23 protein-coding genes are annotated in these 23372 nt (G+C 68.9%); 10 read left to right on the top strand and 13 right to left on the bottom strand.

The annotated features are described in order from the left end of the window. The first annotated feature begins 4 nt into the window (after positions 1-4). A complete protein-coding gene (locus tag V6S85_RS09785) occupies positions 5-1198 on the top strand; it encodes a Yip1 family protein (protein ID WP_334348822.1) in 1194 nt (397 codons plus the stop codon). A gap of 22 nt (positions 1199-1220) precedes the next feature. Here V6S85_RS09785 and alr read toward each other — a convergent pair whose 3' ends face one another. The 7 genes from alr to rpsF all read right to left on the bottom strand — a co-directional run bounded on the left by alr (position 1221) and on the right by rpsF (position 8690). After that, positions 1221-2303 carry an alanine racemase gene (gene alr, locus V6S85_RS09780; protein ID WP_334348821.1) on the bottom strand — a complete coding sequence of 361 codons (1083 nt, stop codon included), beginning with the start codon at positions 2301-2303 and terminating at the stop codon, positions 1221-1223. 60 nt (positions 2304-2363) lie between these two features. Next, positions 2364-3050: a MarC family protein gene (locus V6S85_RS09775; protein ID WP_334348820.1), complete on the bottom strand. Its 687-nt coding sequence runs from the start codon at positions 3048-3050 to the stop codon at positions 2364-2366. A 72-nt stretch (positions 3051-3122) separates the two neighbouring features. Then, the gene (locus V6S85_RS09770; protein WP_116564581.1) at positions 3123-4643 is read right to left on the bottom strand and encodes a replicative DNA helicase; all 1521 of its coding nucleotides are present in this window, start codon (positions 4641-4643) and stop codon (positions 3123-3125) included. Positions 4644-4789: 146 nt separating this feature from the next. After that, positions 4790-7198, bottom strand: a complete 2409-nt coding sequence (locus tag V6S85_RS09765) for a TonB-dependent receptor plug domain-containing protein (RefSeq protein WP_334348819.1) — start codon at positions 7196-7198, stop codon at positions 4790-4792. 193 nt (positions 7199-7391) lie between these two features. Next, positions 7392-7973, bottom strand: a complete 582-nt coding sequence (rplI, locus tag V6S85_RS09760) for a 50S ribosomal protein L9 (protein ID WP_116564577.1) — start codon at positions 7971-7973, stop codon at positions 7392-7394. Between the two features lie 13 nt (positions 7974-7986). Further along, positions 7987-8268 carry a 30S ribosomal protein S18 gene (gene rpsR, locus V6S85_RS09755; RefSeq protein WP_116564575.1) on the bottom strand — a complete coding sequence of 94 codons (282 nt, stop codon included), beginning with the start codon at positions 8266-8268 and terminating at the stop codon, positions 7987-7989. A gap of 14 nt (positions 8269-8282) precedes the next feature. Then, positions 8283-8690 (bottom strand): 30S ribosomal protein S6, encoded by a 408-nt coding sequence (gene rpsF / locus V6S85_RS09750; protein ID WP_101712926.1) that lies wholly within the window; start codon positions 8688-8690, stop codon positions 8283-8285. A 313-nt stretch (positions 8691-9003) separates the two neighbouring features. On the opposite strand from rpsF, the gene V6S85_RS09745 reads away from it, so the two are divergent. Together V6S85_RS09745 and V6S85_RS09740 are read left to right on the top strand one after the other, a co-directional pair. Continuing rightward, positions 9004-9642: a hypothetical protein gene (locus V6S85_RS09745; RefSeq protein WP_334348818.1), complete on the top strand. Its 639-nt coding sequence runs from the start codon at positions 9004-9006 to the stop codon at positions 9640-9642. Positions 9643-9788: 146 nt separating this feature from the next. Beyond that, on the top strand, positions 9789-11948 hold the full coding sequence (locus V6S85_RS09740; protein ID WP_334348817.1) for a TonB-dependent receptor: 2160 nt from the start codon (positions 9789-9791) through the stop codon (positions 11946-11948). A gap of 77 nt (positions 11949-12025) precedes the next feature. On the opposite strand, the gene V6S85_RS09735 is transcribed toward V6S85_RS09740, so the two are convergent. Next, a complete protein-coding gene (locus V6S85_RS09735; RefSeq protein ID WP_116564569.1) occupies positions 12026-12562 on the bottom strand; it encodes a peroxiredoxin in 537 nt (178 codons plus the stop codon). Between the two features lie 160 nt (positions 12563-12722). Here V6S85_RS09735 and fabD point away from each other — a divergent pair, with 160 nt between their 5' ends. The 7 genes from fabD (at position 12723) to gmk (ending at position 19032) form a co-directional block, all read left to right on the top strand. Next, positions 12723-13667, top strand: coding sequence for an ACP S-malonyltransferase (gene fabD / locus V6S85_RS09730; protein ID WP_116564567.1), 945 nt, complete (start codon positions 12723-12725; stop codon positions 13665-13667). A 138-nt stretch (positions 13668-13805) separates the two neighbouring features. Next, the gene (gene fabG, locus V6S85_RS09725) at positions 13806-14546 is read left to right on the top strand and encodes a 3-oxoacyl-[acyl-carrier-protein] reductase (RefSeq protein WP_101712922.1); all 741 of its coding nucleotides are present in this window, start codon (positions 13806-13808) and stop codon (positions 14544-14546) included. 161 nt (positions 14547-14707) lie between these two features. Further along, positions 14708-14947: an acyl carrier protein gene (locus V6S85_RS09720; protein WP_007672577.1), complete on the top strand. Its 240-nt coding sequence runs from the start codon at positions 14708-14710 to the stop codon at positions 14945-14947. 175 nt (positions 14948-15122) lie between these two features. Beyond that, on the top strand, positions 15123-16403 hold the full coding sequence (gene fabF / locus V6S85_RS09715; RefSeq protein WP_334348816.1) for a beta-ketoacyl-ACP synthase II: 1281 nt from the start codon (positions 15123-15125) through the stop codon (positions 16401-16403). 10 nt (positions 16404-16413) lie between these two features. Further along, complete coding sequence (gene mltG / locus V6S85_RS09710; RefSeq protein ID WP_243410464.1) at positions 16414-17502, top strand: endolytic transglycosylase MltG; 1089 nt, start codon at positions 16414-16416, stop codon at positions 17500-17502. Positions 17503-17504: 2 nt separating this feature from the next. Further along, positions 17505-18386, top strand: a complete 882-nt coding sequence (locus V6S85_RS09705; RefSeq protein WP_116564563.1) for a YicC/YloC family endoribonuclease — start codon at positions 17505-17507, stop codon at positions 18384-18386. Continuing rightward, positions 18376-19032: a guanylate kinase gene (gmk, locus tag V6S85_RS09700; RefSeq protein ID WP_116564561.1), complete on the top strand. Its 657-nt coding sequence runs from the start codon at positions 18376-18378 to the stop codon at positions 19030-19032. The genes V6S85_RS09705 and gmk overlap by 11 nt, the downstream gene beginning before the upstream one ends. A gap of 172 nt (positions 19033-19204) precedes the next feature. Here the strand turns inward: gmk and V6S85_RS09695 are convergent, their stop codons facing one another. Genes V6S85_RS09695 through V6S85_RS09675 form a run of 5 tightly spaced genes read right to left on the bottom strand, consistent with a single transcriptional unit; the run spans position 19205 to position 23294 of the window. Further along, entirely contained in the window at positions 19205-19603 is a 399-nt protein-coding gene (locus V6S85_RS09695) for a response regulator (protein ID WP_101717384.1), read from the bottom strand. Between the two features lie 19 nt (positions 19604-19622). Then, on the bottom strand, positions 19623-20027 hold the full coding sequence (locus V6S85_RS09690; protein ID WP_334348815.1) for a response regulator transcription factor: 405 nt from the start codon (positions 20025-20027) through the stop codon (positions 19623-19625). A 52-nt stretch (positions 20028-20079) separates the two neighbouring features. Next, positions 20080-20913 carry a 16S rRNA (adenine(1518)-N(6)/adenine(1519)-N(6))-dimethyltransferase RsmA gene (rsmA, locus tag V6S85_RS09685; RefSeq protein ID WP_334348814.1) on the bottom strand — a complete coding sequence of 278 codons (834 nt, stop codon included), beginning with the start codon at positions 20911-20913 and terminating at the stop codon, positions 20080-20082. Positions 20914-20955: 42 nt separating this feature from the next. Further along, the gene (pdxA, locus tag V6S85_RS09680) at positions 20956-21957 is read right to left on the bottom strand and encodes a 4-hydroxythreonine-4-phosphate dehydrogenase PdxA (RefSeq protein ID WP_116564554.1); all 1002 of its coding nucleotides are present in this window, start codon (positions 21955-21957) and stop codon (positions 20956-20958) included. Then, entirely contained in the window at positions 21954-23294 is a 1341-nt protein-coding gene (locus V6S85_RS09675) for a peptidylprolyl isomerase (RefSeq protein WP_116564552.1), read from the bottom strand. The genes pdxA and V6S85_RS09675 overlap by 4 nt, the downstream gene beginning before the upstream one ends. Between the last annotated feature and the right edge of the window lie 78 nt (positions 23295-23372).

Raw genomic sequence — 23372 nt, 5'->3', positions numbered from 1 at the left:
CTAGATGTCCGTGGTCGAACCCGGAGCCGTTTCTTCCGATCTCGTCGGCCGCGTGAAGCGGCTCTTGCTGACGCCGTCGCCTGAGTGGGAGCGCATCGACACCGAGCCCGCCACCATCAAGGGGCTCTATGTCGGCTACATCTGCATCCTCGCGGCGATCCCGGCCGTGGCCGGCCTGGTGGGCAGCCTGGTGTTCGGGCACGGCATCCCGGGCGTGGCGACGATCCGGCCCTCGCCCGTCGGGGCGATCGTCGGCGCCGTCGTTGGCTATGGCCTGTCGCTGCTGTCGGTGTTCGTGCTGGGCCTGATCATCGACGCCCTGGCCCCGTCGTTCGACGGCCAGAAGAACAGGTTGCAGGCCTTCAAGGTGGCGGCCTATTCCGGCACCGCCGGCTGGGTGGCCGGGATCTTCGGCCTGTTCCCGCCGCTGGCGATCATTGGCGGCCTCGCGGGCCTCTACGGCCTCTACCTGCTCTATACCGGCCTGCCGCGGGTGATGAAGGCGCCGAAGGAGAAGGCGATCGGCTACACGATCGTCACCGTGCTCTGCGCCATCGTGCTCTATGTCATCGTCGGCTTCATCACCGGCGCCGTCGTCGGCGCGGCCGCGATCGGCGGGGGGATTGCGGCCTCCAAGGTCGCTGGCGCCGACAGCGGTTCGGTGACGCTGGGCGGCCAGACCTACGACCTGGGCAAGATGGACGAGGCCAGCAAGAAGATGGAGGCGGCCGCCGCCTCGATCGAAGCCGGCAAGGACATCCCCCTGACCTCGCCCGACGTGCTGAAGGGCCTGTTGCCCGGCGCGGCCGGCGGCTATGCCCGCACCTCCGTCGAATCCAGCTCTGGCGGCGCCGGCGGCATGGGCATGTCGGTGGCCCGCGGCGATTACGAGAAGGACGGCAGGCGCTTCACCCTGGCGGTCACCGACCTGGGCGCGCTGGGCGGCATGACCGCCATGGCCTCGGCCATGAACGCCCAGAGCACCTCGGAGACCGAGACGGGCTACGAGAAGACCAGCACCGCCGGCGGCCAGTTGACCACCGAGAAGTGGGACCGCGAGGCCAGGTCCGGCGGCTACACGGTCGTGATCGGCAACCGTTTTTCGGTCGAGGCCAACGGCGACGCCGACAGCATCGACGACCTCAAGCGCGCGGTGGCCTCGGTCGACGCCGGCAAGCTGAAGAGCCTGGCGCGCTAGACGGGGTAGAGGGGCGGGGCCTTCAGGCCTCGCCCAGCACCACGCGGCGGGCGCGGCCGGCCAAGCGCACCAGCAGTTCGTAGGCCGTGGTGCCCGCCGCCGCGGCGGCTTCGTCGACCGGCAGGTTGGGGCCGATCAGCTCGACCAGGGCGCCGGGACGCGCCGCGTCGCAGTCGGTGACGTCGATGGCGATCAGGTCCATCGACACCCGACCCAGGAGCCGGCGGCGCGCGCCGTCGAACCACACGTGGCCGGCGGGGCTGGAGCCGCGCAGCACCCCGTCGGCATAGCCGCAGGCCAGCACCGCCACGCGCGTCGTCTCGCTGGCCGTGAAGGCCGCGCCATAGCCGATCGACTCGCCGCGCGGCACTACCCGCACCTGCAGGATCGGCGCTTCCAGCGTCGCCACCGCCTTGAGCCGCGTGTCGGTCACGTCGCGCGGACCGCCGCCATAGAGGGCGATGCCCGGCCGGCATTGGTCGAAATGATAGTCGCCGCCCAGGAACACCCCGGCCGAGTTGGCCAGGCTCTTGCGGGCGTTCGGGAACAGCGCCGACGCATCTCTGAAGCGCGTCAGCTGGCGGGTGTTGAGCGGATGCTCCGGCTCGCCGGCGCAGGCCAGGTGGCTGACCACCAGAGAGACGTTCAGATGCTTGAGGCGGTCCATCGAGGCCGTCAGCACGGCGGCTTCCTCGTGGCGCAGGCCCAGGCGGTTCATGCCGGTGTCGACATGGATGGCGGCCTCGAGGACGCCCCTGCCGGCCTGGCTGTTCCAGGCCTCGACCTGCGGCAGGCTGTTGAGCACCGGGATCAGCCCGGCCTGGACCAGCGTCGGGCCCGAGCCCGGCGTCGCCCCGTCCAGCACGTGGATCCTGGCCTCGCGCTCGCCCAGCGCCTTGCGCAGCGCCACGCCCTCGGAGAGGCGAGCCACGTAGAAGCCGCGGGCGCCTTCGTCCCACAGACGGCGGGCGACGAGGCCCGCGCCCAGGCCATAGCCGTCGGCCTTCACGGCCGGCGCCAGCTCGGAGTCGCCGGCCGTCGCTTTCAGCGTGGCGTAGTTGGCCGCGAGGGCGTCGAGGTCGAGGGTCAGGCGGGCGTCGGTCACGGCTGCGGAGGTAGCCGACCCGCGCCCGCAAGGCCAGTGCAGATGCTGTGGAGATGCGGGCTAGCGCGTCGCCAGGAACTGGCCCACCAGCGCCTCGACGCCGCTGGCGACGATCTGCACGCCGATGCACATCAAAAGGAACGCCATCAGCCGCGACATCACCCGCGCGCCGTTGACGCCCAGCAGCGACAGCACCCGGTCCGAGGCGCGATAGAAGACCCAGACCATCAGGGCGATGACGGCCACGGCCAGGCTCGCGCCCATGAAGAAGGGGATCACCGAATGGCCCTCTGCCGGGCGCTGCGACGACAGCGCGATGGCCACCGAGATCGCGCCGGGGCCGGTGGTGAAGGGCATGGTCAGCGGAAAGAAGGCCATGTCCTCGGCGCGCGACTTGGCGGGCGAGGCGGCCTGGTCGGCCTTGCGTTCCTCGTGCTCTTCCGGGGTCATCAGCAGGGCCCAGGCGCGGATCGCCACCACCAGGCCGCCGGCCACCCGCAGGGCGCCGAGGCTCACCCCGAAGAAGTTCAGCACGTAGCCGCCCAGCAGCAGCGAGCCCAGCAGGATGAAGAAGGCGTAGAGCGCGATGGTCGGCGCCAGGCGCTTGCGGGTCTCGGCCGGATGGTCGGCCAGCATCTGGTGGAAGATCAGCGCCGCCCCGACCGGATTGACGATCGAGAACAGGGCCGGAAAGGCCAGCAGGAACGCCCCGACGAAGGTCGAAACGGGCAGGGGGCTGAATTCCATCGGGCGAGGTCTCTTCCTGAATCGCGCGCCGAGCCTCGCCCGACGCGCCCGTCCAGGTAAAGCGCTCGCGCGCTATTCGTCGTCGCCGCTGCGCATCTGGTGGAAATAGTGGTCGCGCGAGAGGTTGCCGAAGCGGGTGGTGTCACTGTTGAACGACAGGCGCACGGTGCCGATGGGGCCGTGACGCTGCTTGGCAATGATCACCTCGGCCAGGCCTTGCAGCTTGTCCATTTCCTCTTGCCAGGTCAGGTGCTCGGGCGTGCCCTCGCGGGGCTCGGCCCGGCCGACATAGTAGCTTTCGCGGAACACGAACCACACCATGTCGGCGTCCTGCTCGATCGAGCCGGATTCACGAAGGTCCGACAGCTGCGGGCGCTTGTCCTCGCGGCTTTCGACCTGACGCGACAGCTGCGACAGCGCGATGACAGGGCAGGCCAGTTCCTTGGCCAGGGCCTTGAGGCCCATGGTGATCTGCGAGACTTCCTGCACGCGGCTGGCGTTGGAGCCGAGGTCCGAGCCGGTGACCAGCTGGAGGTAGTCGACGACGATCAGGTCGAGGCCCACCTGGCGCTTCAGGCGTCGAGCCCGGGCGGTCAGTTTGGCGATCGAGATACCACCGGTGGCGTCGATGTAGAGCGGCGCTTCCTGCAGTTCCATGGCCGCGTCGCGCACGCGGCCGAACTCGCTGGCGTCGATCTCGCCCTTGCGCAGCTTGTCGCCCGACACGCCCGAGGCGTCGGCCAGCATACGCAGGGCCAGCTGCTCGGCGCTCATTTCCAGCGAATAGAAGGCCACCACGCCGCCATTGACGGTCTTGCGGCTGCCGTCGGGCTGGGGCTCCCAGGCGTATTTCTTGGCGACGTTGAAGGCGATGTTGGTCGCAAGCGCGGTCTTGCCCATCGACGGACGACCGGCGAGCACGATCAAGTCGGAAGGGTGAAGGCCGCCGATCTTCTGGTCGAGGTCGATCAGGTCGGAGGCCAGGCCCGACATGCCGCCGTCGCGCTGGAAGGCCTCGGCGGTCATCTCGACGGCGCCGCGCAGGGCGTCGCCGAAGCTGACGAAGCCGGAACTGGCGGTGCCGCTTTCGGCCAGGGTGTAGAGCTGCTGTTCAGCCGCTTCGATCTGGTCGCGGGCGGGACGCTTCTCTTCGCCGTGGCCATGGGCGGCCGAGGCGATCTCGCCGCCGATGCGGATCAGGTCGCGGCGCAGGGCCAGGTCGAACACCGCGCGGGCATAGTCGCCGACATTGGCGGCCGGCGGAGCGCGATCGACGAGATCGGCCAGATAGCGGATGCCGCCCAGTTCCTCGAAGGCCGGATCGCGCTTGAACTCGTCGGCCAGCAGGATCGGCTCGGCCAGCTGGCCCTTGCGGATGTGCGTCTCGATCGACTGGAACAGCCGCTGGTGGAAGGGTTCGTAGAAGTGGCGTCCCTGCAGGCTGTCGGTCAGCCGCTCGTAGGCCGAGTTGTCGTACAGCAGAACGCCCAGCAGCGCCTGTTCGGCTTCCAGGTTGTGCGGCGCGACGGCGATCTGAGGGGCATCCTGCGCGGGCGGGCGCAGGTCGAGAGCGGGGACCAGGGACATCGCCATAAGTTAACGCGAACGAGGCCGCGACGCGCGTTCGGAGCGTGGTCAACGGCGCAGATGGATGGGGATGTTCTGTGTATATCTTCGAGGCGACAAAAGGGGACGCAGGCTGCTCGCCGCGTCCCCTTCGAGTCTTACCCTAGGTCAACTTACCAGTTGTAGCTGAGGCGGGTGTAGAGGAACCGGCCGTTGAAACCGAACGGCGAGTAGTTCGGGAAGCCGACCACGCCGCTGGTGCTGTTGACGGCCGCCGGCGTGCGGTTGGGGTACTCGTCGAACAGGTTGTTGGCGCCCACGGCCCAGGTCAGCTTGTCGGCGAAGGTGCGACGGGCTTCCAGGTCGATCACCGCCTTGCGGCCGGTCCAGTAGTCAAGCGAGGGCGTGGCGTTGGGCTGAAGCACCGTGCCATAGCCGGTCAGCTTCAGGGTCGCGCCCCAGGGGCCCTTGCTCCAGTCGCCGCTGGCCACGAACTTCGTGCGCGGGGTGCCGCGTTCGAAGGTCTGCACATTGACGCGGGCGAACAGGGCCGGCGGGACCGGCAGCGACGACAGGGTGTTGGTCGTCGGCAGACGGGTGACCTCGGTCTCGTTGTAGTTGCCCGCCAGAGTCAGGTCGAAGCGCCCGGCCTCGGCCGCGTCGAGGCGATAGCGCACCACCACGTCGACGCCCTTGGTCGTCGTGTCGACGCCGTTGATGAAGAACCGCGCCGTGGTCACGCCGTAGGGGGCGAGCAGGGCGTAGATCGCCTGCTGGGTCGCCGTGCCGGTGGCGCTGCCCTGGATGTTCTCCGAGAGCACGATGCGGTTGTCGATGTCGATCTGGTAGGCGTCGACCGTCACCTCGAACGGGCCGCGGTGATAGACCAGGCCCAGCGAGTAGTTGGTGCTCTCTTCCGGCTCCAGCGCCTTGGCGCCCAGCACGGCCGAGACCGGGCTGGTGGCCGGGAAGGTGCCGACCTCGGTGGCCGTGCCGCTGATGATGTTGGTCGAGGTGGCGGTGAAGTACTGCTGCTGCAGGGCCGGGGCCCGGAAGCCGGTCGACACCGCGCCGCGCACGGCGAAGCCGTCGAGGATGTCGTAGCGGGCGGCGACCTTGCCGGTCGTCTTGGTGCCGAAGTCCGAATAGTCCTCGAAGCGCGCGGCGATATCGACGTCCAGCTTGTCGGTCACCTGGCTGTCGAGGTCGACATAGAAGCTGTAGTTGTCGCGGCTGACGTCGACGGCGTTGCTCGGGCGGAAGCCCGGGAAGCCCTGGGCGCCGGCCGCCAGGCCGTTGTAGCCGCCATTGGCCCACGAGGCCTGCTCGCCGGCGACGATGTCGTAGCTTTCCTTGCGGTACTCGGCGCCGAAGGCCAGGGTCGAGGGCTGGGCGAAGGCGGCGATGGCCAGCGGACGGGTGATGTCCAGCGAGGCCACGGCCTGGCGGTAGCGCATCGAGCCGGCGTTGAACGAGGTCGGCGAGGCCGGGCCGTACGAGGCGTTCAGGCTGTCCTTGACCCCGTACTCGATGTCGTTCTGGCCGTAGGTGAAGCTGGCGTCGATGGTGTAGACGCCGGCATCGCCCTTGGCGCCGAAGGCGGCGTTGTAGTCGTCGATGTCGGTGGCGATCTTGGGCAGGAAGCCGTTCGGATAGATAGACGGGATGTTGGCGGCGTTGTTGGACAGGCGCGGGAAGGCGGCGCTTTCGCCGTCGCGGTGCTGGTAGCCCAGCCAGCCATAGGCCTTCCAGGTCTCGCCGATCGGCAGGCCGGCGTTGGCGAACAGCGACTTGCTCTCGACCTCGGCGTCGCCATAGCGACCGGTGACGACGCCCGGGCTGAAGGCCGACGAGACGTCGCTGCGGTTGGTCGGGTTGCGTTTGGACCAGTCGGCGGTGACCGTCAGGTAGCCGTCCTCGCCGATGCCGAAGCCCTGCCAGACCGAGGCGGTGTAGGTGACGCCGTCGGTGGCCTTGCGGCCGTCGGTGTCGCGCGCGGTCTTCACCTCGGTGTTGTAGAGCCCGTAGCTGGCGGTCGCGCCGCCGCCGCTGCGCGCTTCGCGCAGGCGCAGGTTGACGACGCCGGCGATGGCGTCCGAGCCGTACTGGGCCGCGGCGCCTTCGCGCAGGATCTCGACGCGGTCGAGGGCGGCGGTCGGAATGGTGTTGAGGTCGAAGGCGGCCGAGCCGCGGCCGACCGAGCCGTTGACGTTGACCAGGGCCGCGGCGTGGCCGCGCTTGCCGTTCAGCAGCACCAGGGTCTGGTCGGGCGCCAGGCCGCGCAGCGTGGCGGGACGCACCGAGTCGGTGCCGTCCACGGCCGACGGGCGCGGGAAGTTCAGTGAGGGCGCCAGGGTCGACAGCGCCTGGGCCAGTTCGGTCGAGCCCTGGCGGGTCAGCGCCTTTGAGTCGACGACGTCGACGGGCGAGACGGTGTCGAGGCGCGAACGCCCGGCGGTGCGGGTGCCGGTGACGACGACTTCCTCGACGGCGGTCTGATCGTCTGTGGTCTGAGCGTTGGCGGTGGAGACGGCCAGGGCCGAAGCCGAGGCCGCGGCGAGCAGCAGCAGTTGAGTACGCATGGTGTAATCCCCTCGAAACGCTGTCGGTCGGGGGCGCTTTCGCGTCTCGTTCTGGCCGACAGGCGGTTAGACAGGCTCAACCTGCGCGAACGTCGCTCTTCCTACAATCTGAGCAATTCTAGATTTCGGCGCAGAAAAAAACGGCGCGGATTGCTCCGCGCCGTTCTCATTCGTCTGCGAAGGTCCTGAAAAATCAGGCTTCGTAGTCGCCTTCTTGCGCGCCGGCGCCGCCTTCCAGGAGGTCCTGGGCGGCTTCGGCGTCGGCCAGACGCTCTTCCTCGAACTGCGAGGCGATGACGTTTTCGCCGCGCGCTTGGCGCTCGGCTTCGTCGGCGCTGCGCGCGATGTTGAGGGTGACCGTGACGGTCACTTCAGCGTGCAGCTTCACCTTCACTTCGTGGACGCCGAGCGTCTTGATCGGCTTGTCCAGCACGATCATCGAGCGGTCGACCTTGCCGCCTTCGGCCTTGATGGCGTCGGCGACGTCGCGGCCCGCGACCGAACCGTACAGCTGGCCGCTTTCGCCAGCCTGACGGATCAGGATGTACTGCGTGCCGTCCAGCGACTCACCGGACTTGCCGGCGGCTTCGCGGTTGCGCAGGTTGCGGGCTTCGATCTCGGCGCGTTGCGCCTCGAAGGCCTTCAGGTTGTTCGAGTTGGCGCGGAGAGCCTTGTTGCGCGGCAGCAGGTAGTTACGGGCGAACCCGTCCTTCACCGTCACCACGTCGCCCAGGACGCCCTTGCCTTCGACTCGTTCGAGCAGGATCACTTTCATCGTGGCGTCTCCCTTACTTCACGACGTAGGGGAGCAGAGCCAGGAAGCGGGCGCGCTTGATGGCCTTGGCCAGTTCGCGTTGCTTCTTGGCCGACACCGCGGTGATGCGCGACGGAACGATCTTGCCGCGCTCGGAAACGTAACGCTGCAGCAGCTTCACGTCCTTGTAGTCGATCTTCGGTGCGTTGGCGCCCGAGAACGGGCAAACCTTGCGGCGACGGAAGAACGGACGGCGGGCGCCGCCGGTGGCGGCGGCGGCCGGAGCCGCGGCTTCGGGAGCAGTCGTATCGGTCATGATCTATTTCTCCCTTACGCTTGCGGGGCGAAGTCTTCGCGCGGACGCTCGGAACGCTCAGGGCGGTCCGAACGCTCGGGGCGATCGCTGCGCTCACGGTCGCGACGGGCCAGAACCGGCGACAGTTCCAGGTCCAGCTCTTCCACGCGGATGGTCATGAAACGCAGCACGTCTTCGTTGATCGACAGCTGGCGTTCCATTTCCTTCACCGCCGGCGCCGGGGCGTCGATGGCGAGCAGGGAATAGTGGCCCTTGCGGTTCTTCTTGATGCGGTAGGTGAGGTTACGCAGACCCCAGTATTCGATCTTGGCGATGTGACCACCACCTTCTTCGATCAGGGTCTTGATTTGCTCGTTGAGAGCTTCGGCCTGTTGCGGCGAGATGTCCTGCCGCGCGATGACCACGTGTTCGTAGAACGACATGTTTTCCTCTTCCGTTATGGCAAAGCGGCGCGGTCGGCGGCGGAAGTCCGACGACCACGATGGATCCTGTGCGACGAGCGGGATAATCCCGGCCCCGTGAGGGGTTCGCTCAAGACCGCCTTCCGTGAGAACGCGCGCTACTACAGGAAACGCGGCGGCGAGGCAAGGCTGGCCTTGGCCCGGGCGGCGGGCAGGGCGGCGCCCGCGTCCTGGGCGAAACCGAAAAAGGCGGGGCCGGAGTCGTTTTCCTGACGCAACGCAGCTTGCCGTTAATACCTGGGGTGGTTAGGGAAGGGGCATGCGGGGTGCAACCGTGAAGAGCCTGATCCTTGGCGGCGCGTTCGCGCTGTCGATGACGGCTGTCCCGGTGATGGCCCAGGCGATCAGGAAGCCCGACCTGTCGGTGTCGTCCAACGACGGCCGCTTCACGGGCTACTCGGCGGCCCTGCCGCTCGATCTCTCGTCCGACGCCGAAAGCACCACCTTCGTGGCCAAGGTCGCCGGCAGCATCGAGCAGCCGACCTACGACTTCAACCTGAACATGACGGCCAAGGCCGACCAGGGCCCCAGCCCGCGCGCCCTGGCGCTGGGCGCGTCGCTGAACAAGCGCGAGGCCGGTGTCCGCTCCTCGCTGTCGCGGCTGTTCGGGTTCGGCGACCTGCCCAAGTCCAACTATGTCAGCGTGTCGGTCGACATGAACGCCACGCGGTCGATGATCCTGCCGGCTTCGGTCCCGATCGCCCGCGCCAACGTGCGTTCGGCCCTGACCCTCGACGGCCGCCAGATCGCCTCGATCGGCCTGGGCGGCGGCACCATGGGCGACGAGGGCGTCGACTTCAGCCTGATCCGGCCTTTCGATATCCCGGCCGAGTTCTCGGTCAGCGTCCGCGCCGAGGACGAGCGCGTCCAGGACGGCCGCTTCATGGTCAAGCTGGTCAAGACCAACTGGTGACCGCCGGCGCAGCCGCGCCGCTTTCCCGACAATCCGTCGCGAGTTTCCCGAACGCCTGTCCGACCAGCGGGCGCCGGCGAGGGCGGGTTTGCGCCCGCGCATAAGCCTTTCCCTCCTGATCGCTCCACCAGAGGGGGAGCGGATACATGCGAAAGTCGGTTCTATACGGCGCGTCGGCCTTAGCCATGCTGGTCGGCGCGACGCCGGCCCTGGCCCAGGAGGCGCCGGTCGCGGTCGAGGACCTCGTCGTCACCGCGCAGCGGCGCGAGCAGAAGCTGCAGGACGCGCCGGTCGCTGTCAGCGCCTTTGGCGCAAAGGCCCTCGACCAGCTTCAGATCACCAAGGCCGAGACCCTGGGCGCGGCCGTGCCCAGCCTCTACGTCTCGCAGATCAGCGCCTCGCCCTCGACGGTGCAGGTCGCCCTGCGCGGCGCGCTCGACCAGACCGGCGGCATGATCACCTCCGAGCCGCCCGTCGGCATCTATGTCGACGACGTGTACCAGGCCCGCCTGTCGGTCGCGAACCTCGACCTGGCCGACGTCACGCGGGTGGAGGTGCTGCGCGGACCGCAGGGCACGCTCTATGGCCGCAACTCGATGACCGGCGCGCTGAAATACGTCACCCGCCAGCCCGGCGACGCGCCCGGCGGCTTCGTCGAGGCCTCGTGGGGCGACTACGGCCTGCAGCGCTATCGGGGCAGCGCCGGCGGCAGGATCACCGACCATGTCGGGGCCACGGTCTCGGCCCTGTTCTCCGACCGCGACGGCTGGCAGCAGAACACGGCCCTGAACCGCCGCGTCGGTGAACGCCGCGACGCCGGCGCGCGCTTCTCCCTGGGCCTGATCGACACCGGTCTGCTCAGCGCGACCGTCTCGGCCGCCTATGCACGCACCGACACCGATGGCCAGCACTTCTCGCCGCTCGATCCGGTGAGCCTCCAACCCCTGGCCGGCGGCCAGTTCGGCTCCACCCGCTCGCCGCTGAATACCGACACCAAGACCGAGCAGAAGAATCTGGCCCTGCACCTGGGCTACGATCTGGACGGGATCCAGCTGAAGTCGATCACCGCCTACCAGCGCCTGGACGATCGCTGGACGCTCGATTTCTCCGGCGGCCTGGTGACCGGTTCGGGCCTCGTCGCCGGCTTCCTGCGTGGCAGCGACACCGACCAGGAACAGGCCAGCCAGGAGTTCCAGGCCCTGGGCGAGACGTTCGACGGCCGCCTGCAATGGATCGGCGGGCTGTTCTGGTTCAGGGAGACCGGAAGCCAGGTGCTGTCCGACACCGTCGGCTCGGGCATCTACGGCCCGTTCCCCGTGCCGCTGCTGCCGACCACGATCCACGCGACCTCGGAAAGCATCGCCGCCTACGGCCAGCTGGAGTGGCGCTTCACCGACCGGCTCAGGGGCTCGGCCGGCCTGCGCTGGACCAGGGACGAAAAGACCATCGCCGGCACGATCCAGAACGGCCTGGCGGCCTATCCCGCCAGCCTGACCAGCCGATCCAACGAAGGTGAATGGAAGGTCTGGACCCCGAAGTTCAATCTTCAGTACGAAGCCAGCGACGACGTCATGGTCTACGGCACGATCGCGCGCGGTTACCGCGCCGGCGGCTTCGTGGTCCTGTCGATCGCCGAGCCGTCGATCTTCACCAAGGCCTACGACCCCGAATCCGCCTGGTCCTACGAGGCCGGCGCCAAGATCGAGGCCTTCGACCGCCGCGCCCGCCTGAACCTGGCCGCCTATGTCCAGCAGTTGAAGGACCTGCAGCAGAACGTCATCAGCAACGGCTCGATCCTGACCCAGAACGCGGCCGAGGCGCGGATCGCCGGCCTTGAGGTCGAGGCCGCCGCTACGCCGATGAAGGGGCTGGACCTTTTCGCCTCGCTGGCCCTGACCGACGCCGAGTACGAGAAGCTGGACGCCTCGACCGCCGCGGCCCAGGCCGGGGCCGAGGTCCTGCCGCTGGTCTCGAAGGTGCAGGCCCAGGTCGGCGGCTCCTGGCGCATCGAGCCGCGGGCGCTGAAGGGCGGGGCGATCATCGTCTCGACCGACTACAGCCACCGCGGCCCGCGCTACGCCGAGGCCACCAACGCCCAGGCCGGCCGCATCGGGGCGGTCGATCGCGTCAACGCCAGCCTGGCCTGGGAATCGCCCTCGGCGGCCTGGCGGGTGTTCGTCCAGGGCCGCAACGTCCTCGACGCCAAGGACTACGTCTCCGGCGCGGTCTTCATCCCCGGCCTGATCGTCTACCGCCTGGCCGACGAGCCGGCGATGTGGAGCGCCGGGGTGAAGGTGAAGTTCTAGTCCCCCAACTTCGTCATCCCGGCCGTAGCGAAGCGAAGAGCCGGGATGACGATTGAAGAGAAGGCGGGAGCCCAGCCCTACTTCTTCTTGTACGCCTTCACCGCATCCATGGTCTTGGTCACGTGGCCCTGGAAGTTGCCGTCGGTGTAGGCCATCAGGACCTTGCCGTTCGGCGCGATCACGTACGAGGTGCGGTTCGACCATTCGGGGCGCTTGTCCAGCACCACGTCGTAGGTCTTGATCAGGTCGGGCGTGGCGGCGGCCACCGCGAACTTGTCGCGGCAGTGTTCCTTGGAGAAGTCCTTGATGCGGTCGACATTGCCGGCCGTGACGCCGATCACGGTCGCGCCCAGCTTCTGGAACTCGGGCGTGGCCTCGGCGAACTCGTGGGCCTCGGCCGTGCAGCCGGCCGTGTAGGCGGCGGGGAAGAAGTACAGCACCACCGGACCCTTCTTCAGGGCCTTGGACAGCTTGAACTGGAAGTCCTTGCCGGCCAGGGCGCCGGGGGCGGTGAAGTCGGGGGCCTTGTCGCCGGGCTTGAGGGCCGCCAGGGCCGGCGAGGCGGCGGCTAGGCCCAGGGCGAGCAGGCAGGCGGCGAGGGCGGGGCGGTTCATCTTGGCGACTCCGGAAGCCTGGGATGCGGCTTGGCCAGCAATGTGGACGTGCCCCAACGGAAAGCAAGTATCGGCAAAACAGCGGTCCGGCTTGCCCAGTCACCGGCTTTCCCCTAACCCTCCGCGCCCAAGACATTGAATCTTAGAGGAGCGGGCCGTCATGAGCATCGCCTTCATCTTCCCGGGACAGGGCAGCCAATCGGTTGGCATGGGCGTCGAGCTGGCGGAGGCCTTCGCGTCCGCCCGCGAGGTGTTCCAGGAAGTCGACGACGCCCTGGGCCAGAAGCTGTCCCAACTGATGCGTGAAGGTCCCGAGGGCGACCTGACCCTGACCGAGAACGCCCAGCCGGCCCTGATGGCCGTTAGCCTGGCGGTCACCCGCACGCTGGAGAAGGAGTTCGGCGTCGGCATCGATCGCGCCGCCTTCGTCGCCGGCCACAGCTTGGGTGAATACTCGGCACTGGCCGCCGCCGGCGCCATCAGCCTGGCCGACACCGCGCGTCTGTTGAAGCTGCGCGGCCAGGCCATGCAGCGCGCCGTGCCGGTGGGCGAGGGCGCCATGGCCTCGCTGATCGGTCCCAAGACCGACATCGCCCTGGCCGAGGCCGCCGCCGCCGCCGGCTCGGAAGTCGGCGTCTGCGTCGTGGCCAACGACAACAACAACGGCAACGTCGTGATCTCCGGCGCCAAGGCCGCCGTCGACAAGGCCATCGAGAAGGCCAAGGAACTGGGCGCCCGCGCCATTCCGCTGAACGTCTCCGCGCCCTTCCACTGCCCGCTGATGCAGCCGGCCGCCGACGAGATGGCCGCCGCCCTGGCCAGCGCCACGATCCTGGCCCCGCGCGCGCCGCTGGTGGCCAACGTCACCGCCGTCCCGGTCCACGACCCGGACGTCATCCGCAAGCTGCTGGTCGAGCAGGTCACCGGCCGCGTCCGCTGGCGCGAGAGCATGACCTGGCTGGCCGGCGAGGGCGGGGTCACCCGCTTCGCCGAGGCCGGCGCCGGCAAGGTGCTTTCGGGCATGGCCAAGCGCATCGCCCCGGACGCCGAGGCGACCCCGCTGAACAGCCCCGCCGACCTGGAAGCCTTCGCCAGCTCGCTTTGAAACGCCTTGCCGCGTCCTTATCCTTCGACAAGCTCAGGATGAGGACGTCAGGCGCGGCGATCCATTCGAGACCCTCATCCTGAGCTTGTCGAAGGACGAGGTTCTCGCTTCACCTTTCCTCCGAACCGGAGAACTCAAATGTTCGACCTCACCGGCAAGACCGCCCTCGTCACCGGCGCCACCGGCGGCATCGGCGGCGCCATCGCCCGCGCCCTGCACGGCCAGGGCGCCCATGTCGTGCTCTCGGGCACCCGCGAATCGGCGCTGACCGAACTGAAGAACGAGCTGGGCGAGCGCGCCTCGTTCGTGGTGGCGAATCTGTCGGACGCGGAAGCGGTCGACGGCCTGGTCGCCAAGGCCGAGGAAGCCGCCGGCGCCCCGCTCGACATCGTCATCGCCAACGCCGGCATCACCCGCGACGGCCTGATCGTGCGCATGAAGGACGAGGACTGGGACACCGTCATCAAGGTGAACCTGGAGGGCTACTTCCGCCTGGCCCGCGCCGCCGCCAAGGGCATGATGAAGCGCCGCGCTGGCCGCATCATCGGCATCACCTCGATCGTGGGCGTCACCGGCAACCCCGGCCAGACCAACTACGCGGCCTCGAAGGCCGGAATGATCGGGTTTTCCAAGGCCTTGGCCCAGGAGCTGGCCAGCCGCGGCGTGACCGTCAACTGCGTCGCCCCCGGCTTCATCGCCAGCCCGATGACCGACGCCCTGAACGACCAGCAGAAGGCCGGCATCCTGTCGACCATTCCGGCCGGCAAGCTGGGCGAGGGGAGCGATATCGCCGCCGCCTGCGTTTACCTGGCCAGCGATCAGGGCGGTTACGTCACCGGTCAGACCTTGCACGTCAACGGCGGCATGGCCATGATCTAGGCGAACGCCGCCTTGGTCCACAACGGCCATGCTTCTTGGCGGCTGACCCGCTGGTCACCCGAAAAGGAACGTGATAGGCGGTGACCCGACATCTCACGGACGGTGAAGCAGATTGCATACCGTCCGGGGGTAAACAGATTTCAAAACGAGGGACTAACAGAATGTCCGACATTCTCGAGCGCGTGCGTAAGATCGTCATCGAACACCTGGATGCCGATCCCGAGAAGGTCACCGAGAAGGCCAGCTTCATCGACGACCTGGGCGCCGACAGCCTCGACAACGTCGAGCTCGTGATGGCGTTCGAAGAAGAATTCGACATCGAAATTCCGGACGACGCCGCCGAGCACATCCAGACGGTTGGCGACGCCGTGAAGTTCATCACGGAAAAGACCGGCGCCTAAGGGCGTCGGGTTCGTACCCTCACGGGCGAACAGCACTATCAGCCGCCGCGCAGCACGGGCTCTTGCCATCGTGCGCGCGGCGGTTTTCGTATGTGGCCAAGATTCGCGTCGCAACCGGGCTTGAGGCTTTCGCCTTTCGTCCTGGCCGATGCGTCGGAAGGTTTGGGAGCAATCCATGCGTAGAGTCGTCGTCACCGGGCTGGGCCTGCTGACTCCTCTGGGCCAGGGCGTCGAGGTGTCCTGGAAGAACATCGTGGCCGGCAAGTCCGGCGCGGGCCGCATCACCGCTTTCGACCCGACCGACTATGCCTGTCAGGTCGCGTGCGAAGTGCCGCGCGTCGATGGCCGTGGCGGCGGCGGTCCTGATGTCGAGGGTTCGTTCGACCCCGACCAGACCATGAGCCCGCGCGACCAGAAGCGCGTGGACGACTTCATCCTGTACGGCATCGCCGCCGCGGACGAAGCCGTGAAGGATTCGGGCTGGGTTCCGGAAACCGACGAGCAGAAGTGGCGCACGGGCGTCATCCTGGGCTCGGGCATCGGCGGCCTGTCGACCATCGCCGACACCGCGCTGGAACTGGAAGCCAAGGGCCCGCGCCGCGTCAGCCCGTTCTTCATCTCCTCGGCCCTGATCAACCTGATCTCGGGCCAGGTCTCGATCAAGTACGGCTTCAAGGGCCCCAACCACGCCGTGGTTACGGCCTGCGCCACCGGCGCCCACGCCATCGGCGACGCCATGCGCCTGATCAAGTACGGCGACGCCGACGTGATGGTCGCCGGCGGCGCGGAAGCGGCCGTCTGCAAGCTCGGCATCGCCGGCTTCATCGCCTGCCGCGCGGTCGCCACCGATTTCAACGACACCCCCGAGAAGGCTTCGCGTCCCTACGACAAGGACCGCGGCGGTTTTGTCATGGGTGAAGGCGCCGGCGTCGTGGTGCTCGAGGAGTACGAGCACGCCAAGGCCCGTGGCGCGAAGATCTACGCCGAAGTGGTCGGCTATGGCCTGTCGGGCGACGCCTATCACATCACCGCCCCGTCGGAGAACGGCGAAGGCGGCGGTCGCGCCCTGGCGGCGGCCGTCAAGGACGCGGGCCTCCAGCCCTCGGACATCGACTACATCAACGCCCACGGCACCTCGACCATGGCCGACGGCCTGGAAGCCGGCGCCGTGGCCGCGTTCCTCGGCGATCACGCCAAGAACGTGGTGATGTCGTCGACCAAGTCGATGACCGGCCACCTGCTGGGCGCGGCCGGCGCCATCGAGTCGATCTTCTCGATCCTGGCCATCCGCGACCAGGTCGCGCCGCCGACCATCAACCTCGACAATCCCGACGTCGACGTGCCGATGAACCTCGCGCCCCACAAGGCCGTGCCGATGAAGATCGACGTGGCCGTGTCCAACAGCTTTGGCTTCGGCGGCACCAACGCCTCCGTCGTGTTCCGTAAAATCTCGTGAGCCAAGTCTCGTGAGCAAGCCGCCGCGTCCGCAAAAGAAGGCCTCGGCGCCCAAGCGGGCGTCGAAGGCCCGCAAGCGGGAGACCGCCACCCTGGGACGTCGCCTGGCCGCCATGGCCGGCGGCGGCCTCGTGGTCGCCGCGGTCGCGGCCCTCGCCGTCGGCGGCGGGGCTGTCTGGCTCTACAGCGGGCCGGGCCCCAAGGCCAAGAACGGCGAATATACCTCGGTGGTGCTCCGCCGCGGCGCCAGCGTCTCGGAGATCGCCGGGGCCCTGGAGGCCGGTGGCGCGATCCGTTCCTCGTCGCTGTTCCTGACCGCCGCCCAGGTCACCGGCGCGGCGCGTCGGCTGAAGGCCGGCGAATACGAGTTCCCCAACAGAGCCTCGCTCGCCAACGTCCTGGCCATGGTCCGCGACGGCAAGGTGGTGCGCCACCAGGTCACCGTGCCCGAGGGCGTGACCTCCGAGATGGTCGTCGAGATCCTGCAACGCTCGCCGGTCCTGGTCGGCGACGTGCCGACCCCGCCGGAAGGCGCCGTCCTGCCCGAGACCTACCAGGTCGAGCGCGGCGAGGAGCGGGCCGCCGTCCTGCAGCGGATGATGGACGACCGCGACAAGGTGCTGAACGCCCTGTGGGAGCAGCGCCAGGCAGGCCTGCCGTTCCAGACCAAGGACGAGGCCGTCACCCTGGCCTCGATCGTCGAGAAGGAGACGGCCTTGGCCAGCGAGCGTCCGCGCGTCGCGGCCCTGTTCACCAACCGCCTGCGCTTGGGGATGCGGCTCGATACCGACCCGACGGTGATCTATGGCATCACCCGCGGCCGGCCTTTGGGCCGGGGCCTGCGGCGGTCGGAACTCGACACCTTCACGCCCTACAACACCTACAAGATCACCGGCCTGCCGCCGACGCCGATCGCCAATCCGGGCCGCGAGGCCCTGGCGGCGGTGATGAACCCGCCCAAGACCGACGAGCTCTATTTCGTCGCCGACGGCACCGGCGGGCACGTCTTCGCCAAGACCTACGAAGAGCACGAGCGCAACGTCGCCCAGTGGCGTCGCATCGAGCGAGAGGCCAAGGCTTCGGAAGCAGCGGGGAACTGACCATGGCGCTGTCGGGCATGACCGGGTTCGCGCGTGTCGAGGGAGCTCTGGGCGACTGGAGCTGGGCCGTCGAGGCGCGCAGCGTCAACGGCCGAAACCTCGAGACCCGTTTCCGGGGCCCGCCGGGCCTGGAAAGCCTCGACCGCGCCGCCCGCGACGGCGCGCAAGGCCGCTTCCAGCGCGGCCAGCTGACGCTCGGCGTCCAGGCCCGCAAGGCCGAGGCCGCCGCCGCGCCGCAGGTCAATGTCGAGGTGCTGGAGCGCTATCTCAAGGCCGGATCGCCCTATGTGGCCACCGGCATGGTCGGCAAGCCCAGCCTCGACGGCCTCCTGGCCCTGCGCGGCGTCATCGAGGTCCGCGAAGACGACGAGGACCCGGACGCCCGCGCCGCCCTGGAAGCCGCCATCGCCGCCAGCATCCACCAGGCCCTCGACGGCCTGAAGGCCGCGCGGCTGGAGGAGGGCGCTTCGCTCTCGCCGGTGCTCTCGGGCCTCGTCGACCGCATCGAGACCCTCACCGGTCTCGCCGCCGCCGAGGCCGAGGGCCAGCCGGCTATCCTCAAGCAGCGTTTCGAGCGCCGCATGTCCGAACTTCTGGGCGAAAGCGCCTCGCAGGAGCGCATCCTGCAGGAGGCCGCCGCCCTGGCGGTCAAGGCCGACGTCCGCGAGGAGCTCGACCGCCTGGCCGGCCATGTGGCCGCCGCGCGCACCCTGCTGTCCAGCGACGGCGCTTCGGGCCGGCGGCTGGACTTCCTCTCGCAGGAGTTCATGCGCGAGGCCAACACCCTATGCAGCAAGTCGGCGCTCGCCGCGCTGACCGCCCACGGCCTCGAACTCAAGGCCACGATCGAACAGTTTCGCGAACAGGTTCAGAATGTCGAATAACCCGGCCGAAAAGCACGGGCGCAAGCACCGCGGGCTCCTCCTGATGGTCGTGGCCCCCTCGGGCGTCGGCAAGACCTCGCTGACCCGCCGCCTGGTGGCCGATCACGGCGACCTGCACCTGTCGATCAGCGCCACCACCCGCGACCCGCGTCCGGGCGAGCATCACGGCCGCGACTATCACTTCGTCTCCAAGGACGACTTCAAGGTGATGATCGAGGACGACGCCTTCCTCGAATGGGCCGAGGTCTACGGCAATCACTACGGCAGCCCGCGCGGTCCGATCATGGAAGCGCTGGAGCGCGGCGAGAGCGTGCTGTTCGACATCGACTTCCAGGGCGCCATGAAGGTGCACGAACAGGCCGGCGCCGACAGCGTGCTGGTCTATATCCTGCCGCCGTCGCTGGCCGAGATGAGCCGCCGCCTGCACGCCCGCAGCCAGGACAGCGAGGAAGTCATCGCCCGCCGCCTGGCCCGCGCCAAGGACGAGGTCGCCGCCTGGGAGAAGTTCGACTACGTCGTGCTCAACGACGACTTCGACAAGGCCTACGCCGACCTCGCCCACATCTACCACGCCGAACGCCAGAAGCGCTCGCGCAACCCCTGGATCGGCGACCTGGTCGGCGACCTGCTGGCGGAAGATATCTGAGGGGCGGCCGGGGAAATCTCCGGCCCGTCCCCATTTTCCGAGATTCCCCGCGAAGGCGGGGATCCAAGCGGCCTTGGCGGTCTGCTTACCGCTACCGCTCCATCCCAAAACTCAGCTTGGGTCCCCGCCTTCGCGGGGATTGAGCGGATCGGGGGACTGGCAAGGGACGGTTCTAGTAGTGAAAGCTGCCGCTCTCGCGCGGCTGGATCAGCTCGCGGGCCCGCAGCACGATCTGCACGGGCGTGAACGGCTTCATCATGTAGGTCGTCGCGCCCGCGCTCATGGCTTCGACCACGCGGTCCAGGCGCCGCTCGCCGGTCATGATCACCACCGGCACCTCGCGGCCCCAGTCGCTGACCCGCAGACGGCGCAGCACCTCGATCCCGGTCTCGCCGGGCATGCGCACGTCCAGGAACACGATGGCCGGATGGCGGTCCTGGACGTCGGCCAGCAGCCGCTGGGCGTCCTCGGCCGTCTCGACCTCGAAGCCGCCGCCTTCGAGCGCGGTCGACACGAACTCCAGCATCAGCGGGTCGTCGTCGATCACCAGGGCCAGGGGGCGGGAGGTCATGCGCAACTCCGGGGACGCGTCACAACCAGACGCGGGACTGATTCTTGGTCGCCGCCCGCACCCGGGCCAGCAGGTCGGAGACGGAAAAGGGCTTGAGGACGTAGCCGACAGCACCGGCCTCCATGGCCGCCTTGACGTTCGCCCCTTCGGCCGAGGCGGTTATCATGATCGCCGGCACGGCCTTCAACCGCTTTTCCGCCCGCAGGCGGCGCAGCAGCGTCAGGCCGTTGATCTCGGGCATGGCGATGTCCAGCAGCAACAGGTGCGGCGGCCGGCGCAGGGCGGCCGTCAAGGCGTCCTCGGCGTTGTGGGCGACCTCCACCGCGAAGCCCTCCATCTCCAGCCGAAACCTGACGAACTCGGTCACCAGCGGGTCGTCATCGACGACCAGGACCAGATGTTGCTGCTCGGGCGCGGGCTGCATGCGGCGAAGGTTCCTCCGCCCGGTCGGCTTTTGCAAGTCGTGGTGGAGTTGATCAGGCCTTCAGCAGGGCCGTAGCCAGGGCCTGGAAGCCTTCGATCGGGATCGTCTCGGCCCGCGCGTCGGGGTCGATGCCCGCCGCCTCGCACAGCGCGCCGCCGCCGATCGGCTTGAGGCTCGAGCGCAGCATCTTGCGACGCTGGCCGAAAGCGGCGGCCGTCACCCGCTCCAGGGCCGAGACCATGGCCTTGTCCGGCGCCGGCTCCAGCGGCACGAGGCGCGCCACCGCCGACGCCACCTTGGGCGGCGGGGTGAAGGCGCGGGCGGGCAGGTCCATGACAACCCTGGCGCTGCAGACGGTCTGAGACAGCACCGCCAGGCGCCCATAGGCGTCGTCGCCGTCCTGGGCGGCGATGCGGTCGGCAACTTCCTTCTGGAACATCAGGGTCATCGACAGCGGCCGGAAGGGCCCCGTGAGCCAGTTGATCAGCAGTTGCGTGCCGACGTTGTAGGGCAGGTTGGAGACCATGTGGGCCGGGCCGCCGCCGGCCAGCGTCGCCATGTCGGCCCGCAGGGCGTCGCCCTCGACCAGGGTCAGGCGGCCGTCGGCGGCGTCGGCCAGTTCGCCCAGCAGCGGCAGGAAGCGGCTGTCCTTCTCGATCGCCACCACCTTGGCGCCGGTCTCCAGCAGGGCCCGCGTCAGGCCGCCGGGACCAGGGCCCACCTCGATCACGGTGTCGCCTTCGCCGACCTCGGCCAGGCGCGCGATCTTGCGGGTGATGTTGAGGTCGAGCAGGAAGTGCTGGCCGAAGCTCTTGCGCGCCAGCAGGCCGTGGCGCTCGAGCGCCTCACGCAGCGGCGGCAGGTCGGCGAGGGAAGGGGACGTCATCGCCTCCCTCTAGAGCCAAAAGCCTCGAAAGCCCAGCCGTCTCTAGGCGTTGCGCCGGGCGGCGATCTCGGCGGCCAGGCGAATGGCGGCGATCAGGCTGTCGGGACGGGCCAGACCCCGGCCGGCGATGTCGAAGCCAGTGCCGTGATCGGGCGAGGTGCGCACGATCGGCAGGCCCAGGGTGACGTTCACCCCGCCCCAGAAGTCGAGCATCTTCACCGGGATCAGGGCCTGATCGTGATACATGCACAACACCGCGTCGTAGGTCGCGCGGGCGTCGGCGTGGAACAGGCTGTCGGCGGGGGCCGGGCCGCGGGCGTCGACGCCGCGCTCGCGCAGGGCCTGCACCGCCGGGATGATCGTCTCGATCTCCTCGCGGCCCAGGGCGCCGCCCTCGCCGGCGTGCGGGTTCAGCGCGGCCACGGCCAGGCGCGGCGCGGCGATCCCGAAATCGGTCTTCATGGCCTGGGCGGTGACCAGGCCCGCCTCGACGATGCGCTCGACGCTCAGCGAAGCCGGCACGCTGCCGACGGATTGGTGGATGGTCACCAGCGTGGCGCGCAGGTCGCCGGCGGTCAGCATCATCACCGGGCCGCGCGCGCCCTCGAAGGGCGCCGGCGCGGTCAGCTCGGCGAGGAATTCGGTATGGCCGGGAAACTTGAAGCCTGCCTCATAGAGCGGGGCCTTGGCGATCGGGGCGGTGACCAGGCCCGCCACGGCGCCCGAGAGCGCCAGTCCGACGCCGGTCTCGATCCAGCGGATGATCTGGCCGGCGTGCGCGCTGGAGGGCTTGCCGGCCACCACCGGCGACTGCAACGGCAGGTCCAGCACGGGCAGGGCTTCGGAGAACACCTGGGCGGCCTCGACCGGGCCGGTCACGGGCCGCACCTTCACGCCGCCGCCGGCGGCGGCCAGGCTCTGCAGGTCGCCGACGGCCATGAACACCGGGCCGCTCTCGCGGAGCGCGGCCCAGGCCTTGGCGATGATTTCGGGCCCGACGCCGGCGGGATCGCCGACGCTCAGGGCCAGGGTGTCTGTCTTCACCGGGTCTCGATGGTGGCGGAGTTGCGCAGGTCTCGCAGGTAACGTTTGGAGATCAGCGCAAGTTGCTGACCCTTAAGGCGATTTTCGATCTGGTCATGCGACGGGGTCGCACCGCCGGACTGGCGCTTGCCGCACACGGCGATCAGGTGCAGGCCAGCGTCGGTGCGGATCGGATCCGACACCTGGCCGACGTTCAGGGTGTTGGCGGCCGCCTGGAACGACGGCGCCAGGTCGCCGATCTCGGCTTCGCCGAGGTCGCCGGCGACGACGCCGTTCACCTTGCCGGCCTCGGCTTCCAGCGTCTGACAGCTGGTCAGCTTGGGCTTCAGGCCAGCCAGCAAGGCGGTCGCGGCCTGGACGTCGGCTTCCGGGGCGTCCTTGGGCAGGCCGACGGCCACTTGCTTGAGGTCGACCAGGGTCGCCTTGGCGCCCGAGCGCTTGTCGCGCAGGTAGACGATGTAGACGCCGTCCTTGACTGGGATCGGGGCCGACAGCTGGCCGGGGCGCAGCTGTTCCAGCGCGGCGTCGACCTCGGCCGGCATCTCGCCCGGGCTGACCCAGCCGGCGTCGCCGCCGTTGGCGGCCGTCGAGGCGGCCGAGAACTGACGGGCCACGGCCGCGAACGGCGCGCCCTGCTGCATCTGGCCCACCAGCTGGCGGGCGCCGTTCAGCGCCACCTCGGCGCCGCCGACGCGCACGGCGTCGATGAACACTTCGCTGACCTGGTACTGCGGCTTGCTGGCCGAATCGGCCAGGCGGCGCTCGAAGGCCTTGATCTGGTCTTCGCCGATGCGCAGGCGCGAGCCGTAGCGGCCGCTGATCCAGTTCTGCCAGCTGCTTTCGGCGCGGATCTGGGCGCGCCAGGTGTCGGCGCTAACGCCCTGGGCCGCCAGGCTGGCCAGCAGCTGCTCGCCGGTCATCTTGTTGCCCTGGGCGATGCTGGCGATCTCTTCGTCGACTTCCTTTTCGGTCGAGATAATCGTGATCTTCTGTTCACGCTCGACGCGACGCAGCTCCTGCATCTGCACGTGCTCGTCGATCAGCGAGCGCAGGGCTTCCTGCTCCAGCTGGGGCAGGTTTTCCTGGGTCGGCTGCAGGCCCGAGGTCACCATCAGCAGGCGCATGCGCTGCATCAGGTCGTAGGACGAGATGATGTCGTCGTTGACCACCGCCGCGACGCTTTCCGACAGCGGATTGGCGCGAGGCTCGGCGGCCGCCGGCGGGGCGTCGACCAGCGGCGCGGCCTGTCGGGCCTGGGCGGGAAGGCCCGCCACGGTCAGGGCGAGGATGGACGCGGCGCTGGCCGCAAAAGTCGTCACGCTACGCGCAGACCGCATGGGTAGTGTCGTTCCTCTGGAGCCCGGCTTGGCCGGCCGGTCTCGATTTCAATGTCTTCGACGCGGCGAGCTTCCGGC

The sequence above is a fragment of the Caulobacter sp. CCNWLW153 genome, from assembly GCF_036889365.1.
Lineage (GTDB): Bacteria > Pseudomonadota > Alphaproteobacteria > Caulobacterales > Caulobacteraceae > Caulobacter > Caulobacter radicis.
This window is presented reverse-complemented; position numbering and strand designations above follow the sequence as displayed.

What these genes read in the sequence shown, in the direction of transcription:
- V6S85_RS09785 (WP_334348822.1), top strand. Translation starts at nt 5, where the DNA reads ATGTCCGTGGTCGAACCCGGAGCCGTTTCTTCCGATCTCGTCGGCCGC.
- V6S85_RS09775 (WP_334348820.1), bottom strand. Translation starts at nt 3,050, where the DNA reads ATGGAATTCAGCCCCCTGCCCGTTTCGACCTTCGTCGGGGCGTTCCTG.
- V6S85_RS09770 (WP_116564581.1), bottom strand. Translation starts at nt 4,643, where the DNA reads ATGGCGATGTCCCTGGTCCCCGCTCTCGACCTGCGCCCGCCCGCGCAG.
- V6S85_RS09765 (WP_334348819.1), bottom strand. Translation starts at nt 7,198, where the DNA reads ATGCGTACTCAACTGCTGCTGCTCGCCGCGGCCTCGGCTTCGGCCCTG.
- rplI (WP_116564577.1), bottom strand. Translation starts at nt 7,973, where the DNA reads ATGAAAGTGATCCTGCTCGAACGAGTCGAAGGCAAGGGCGTCCTGGGC.
- rpsR (WP_116564575.1), bottom strand. Translation starts at nt 8,268, where the DNA reads ATGACCGATACGACTGCTCCCGAAGCCGCGGCTCCGGCCGCCGCCGCC.
- rpsF (WP_101712926.1), bottom strand. Translation starts at nt 8,690, where the DNA reads ATGTCGTTCTACGAACACGTGGTCATCGCGCGGCAGGACATCTCGCCG.
- V6S85_RS09740 (WP_334348817.1), top strand. Translation starts at nt 9,789, where the DNA reads ATGCGAAAGTCGGTTCTATACGGCGCGTCGGCCTTAGCCATGCTGGTC.
- V6S85_RS09735 (WP_116564569.1), bottom strand. Translation starts at nt 12,562, where the DNA reads ATGAACCGCCCCGCCCTCGCCGCCTGCCTGCTCGCCCTGGGCCTAGCC.
- fabD (WP_116564567.1), top strand. Translation starts at nt 12,723, where the DNA reads ATGAGCATCGCCTTCATCTTCCCGGGACAGGGCAGCCAATCGGTTGGC.
- fabG (WP_101712922.1), top strand. Translation starts at nt 13,806, where the DNA reads ATGTTCGACCTCACCGGCAAGACCGCCCTCGTCACCGGCGCCACCGGC.
- V6S85_RS09720 (WP_007672577.1), top strand. Translation starts at nt 14,708, where the DNA reads ATGTCCGACATTCTCGAGCGCGTGCGTAAGATCGTCATCGAACACCTG.
- fabF (WP_334348816.1), top strand. Translation starts at nt 15,123, where the DNA reads ATGCGTAGAGTCGTCGTCACCGGGCTGGGCCTGCTGACTCCTCTGGGC.
- V6S85_RS09705 (WP_116564563.1), top strand. Translation starts at nt 17,505, where the DNA reads ATGGCGCTGTCGGGCATGACCGGGTTCGCGCGTGTCGAGGGAGCTCTG.
- gmk (WP_116564561.1), top strand. Translation starts at nt 18,376, where the DNA reads ATGTCGAATAACCCGGCCGAAAAGCACGGGCGCAAGCACCGCGGGCTC.
- V6S85_RS09695 (WP_101717384.1), bottom strand. Translation starts at nt 19,603, where the DNA reads ATGACCTCCCGCCCCCTGGCCCTGGTGATCGACGACGACCCGCTGATG.
- V6S85_RS09690 (WP_334348815.1), bottom strand. Translation starts at nt 20,027, where the DNA reads ATGCAGCCCGCGCCCGAGCAGCAACATCTGGTCCTGGTCGTCGATGAC.
- rsmA (WP_334348814.1), bottom strand. Translation starts at nt 20,913, where the DNA reads ATGACGTCCCCTTCCCTCGCCGACCTGCCGCCGCTGCGTGAGGCGCTC.
- V6S85_RS09675 (WP_116564552.1), bottom strand. Translation starts at nt 23,294, where the DNA reads ATGCGGTCTGCGCGTAGCGTGACGACTTTTGCGGCCAGCGCCGCGTCC.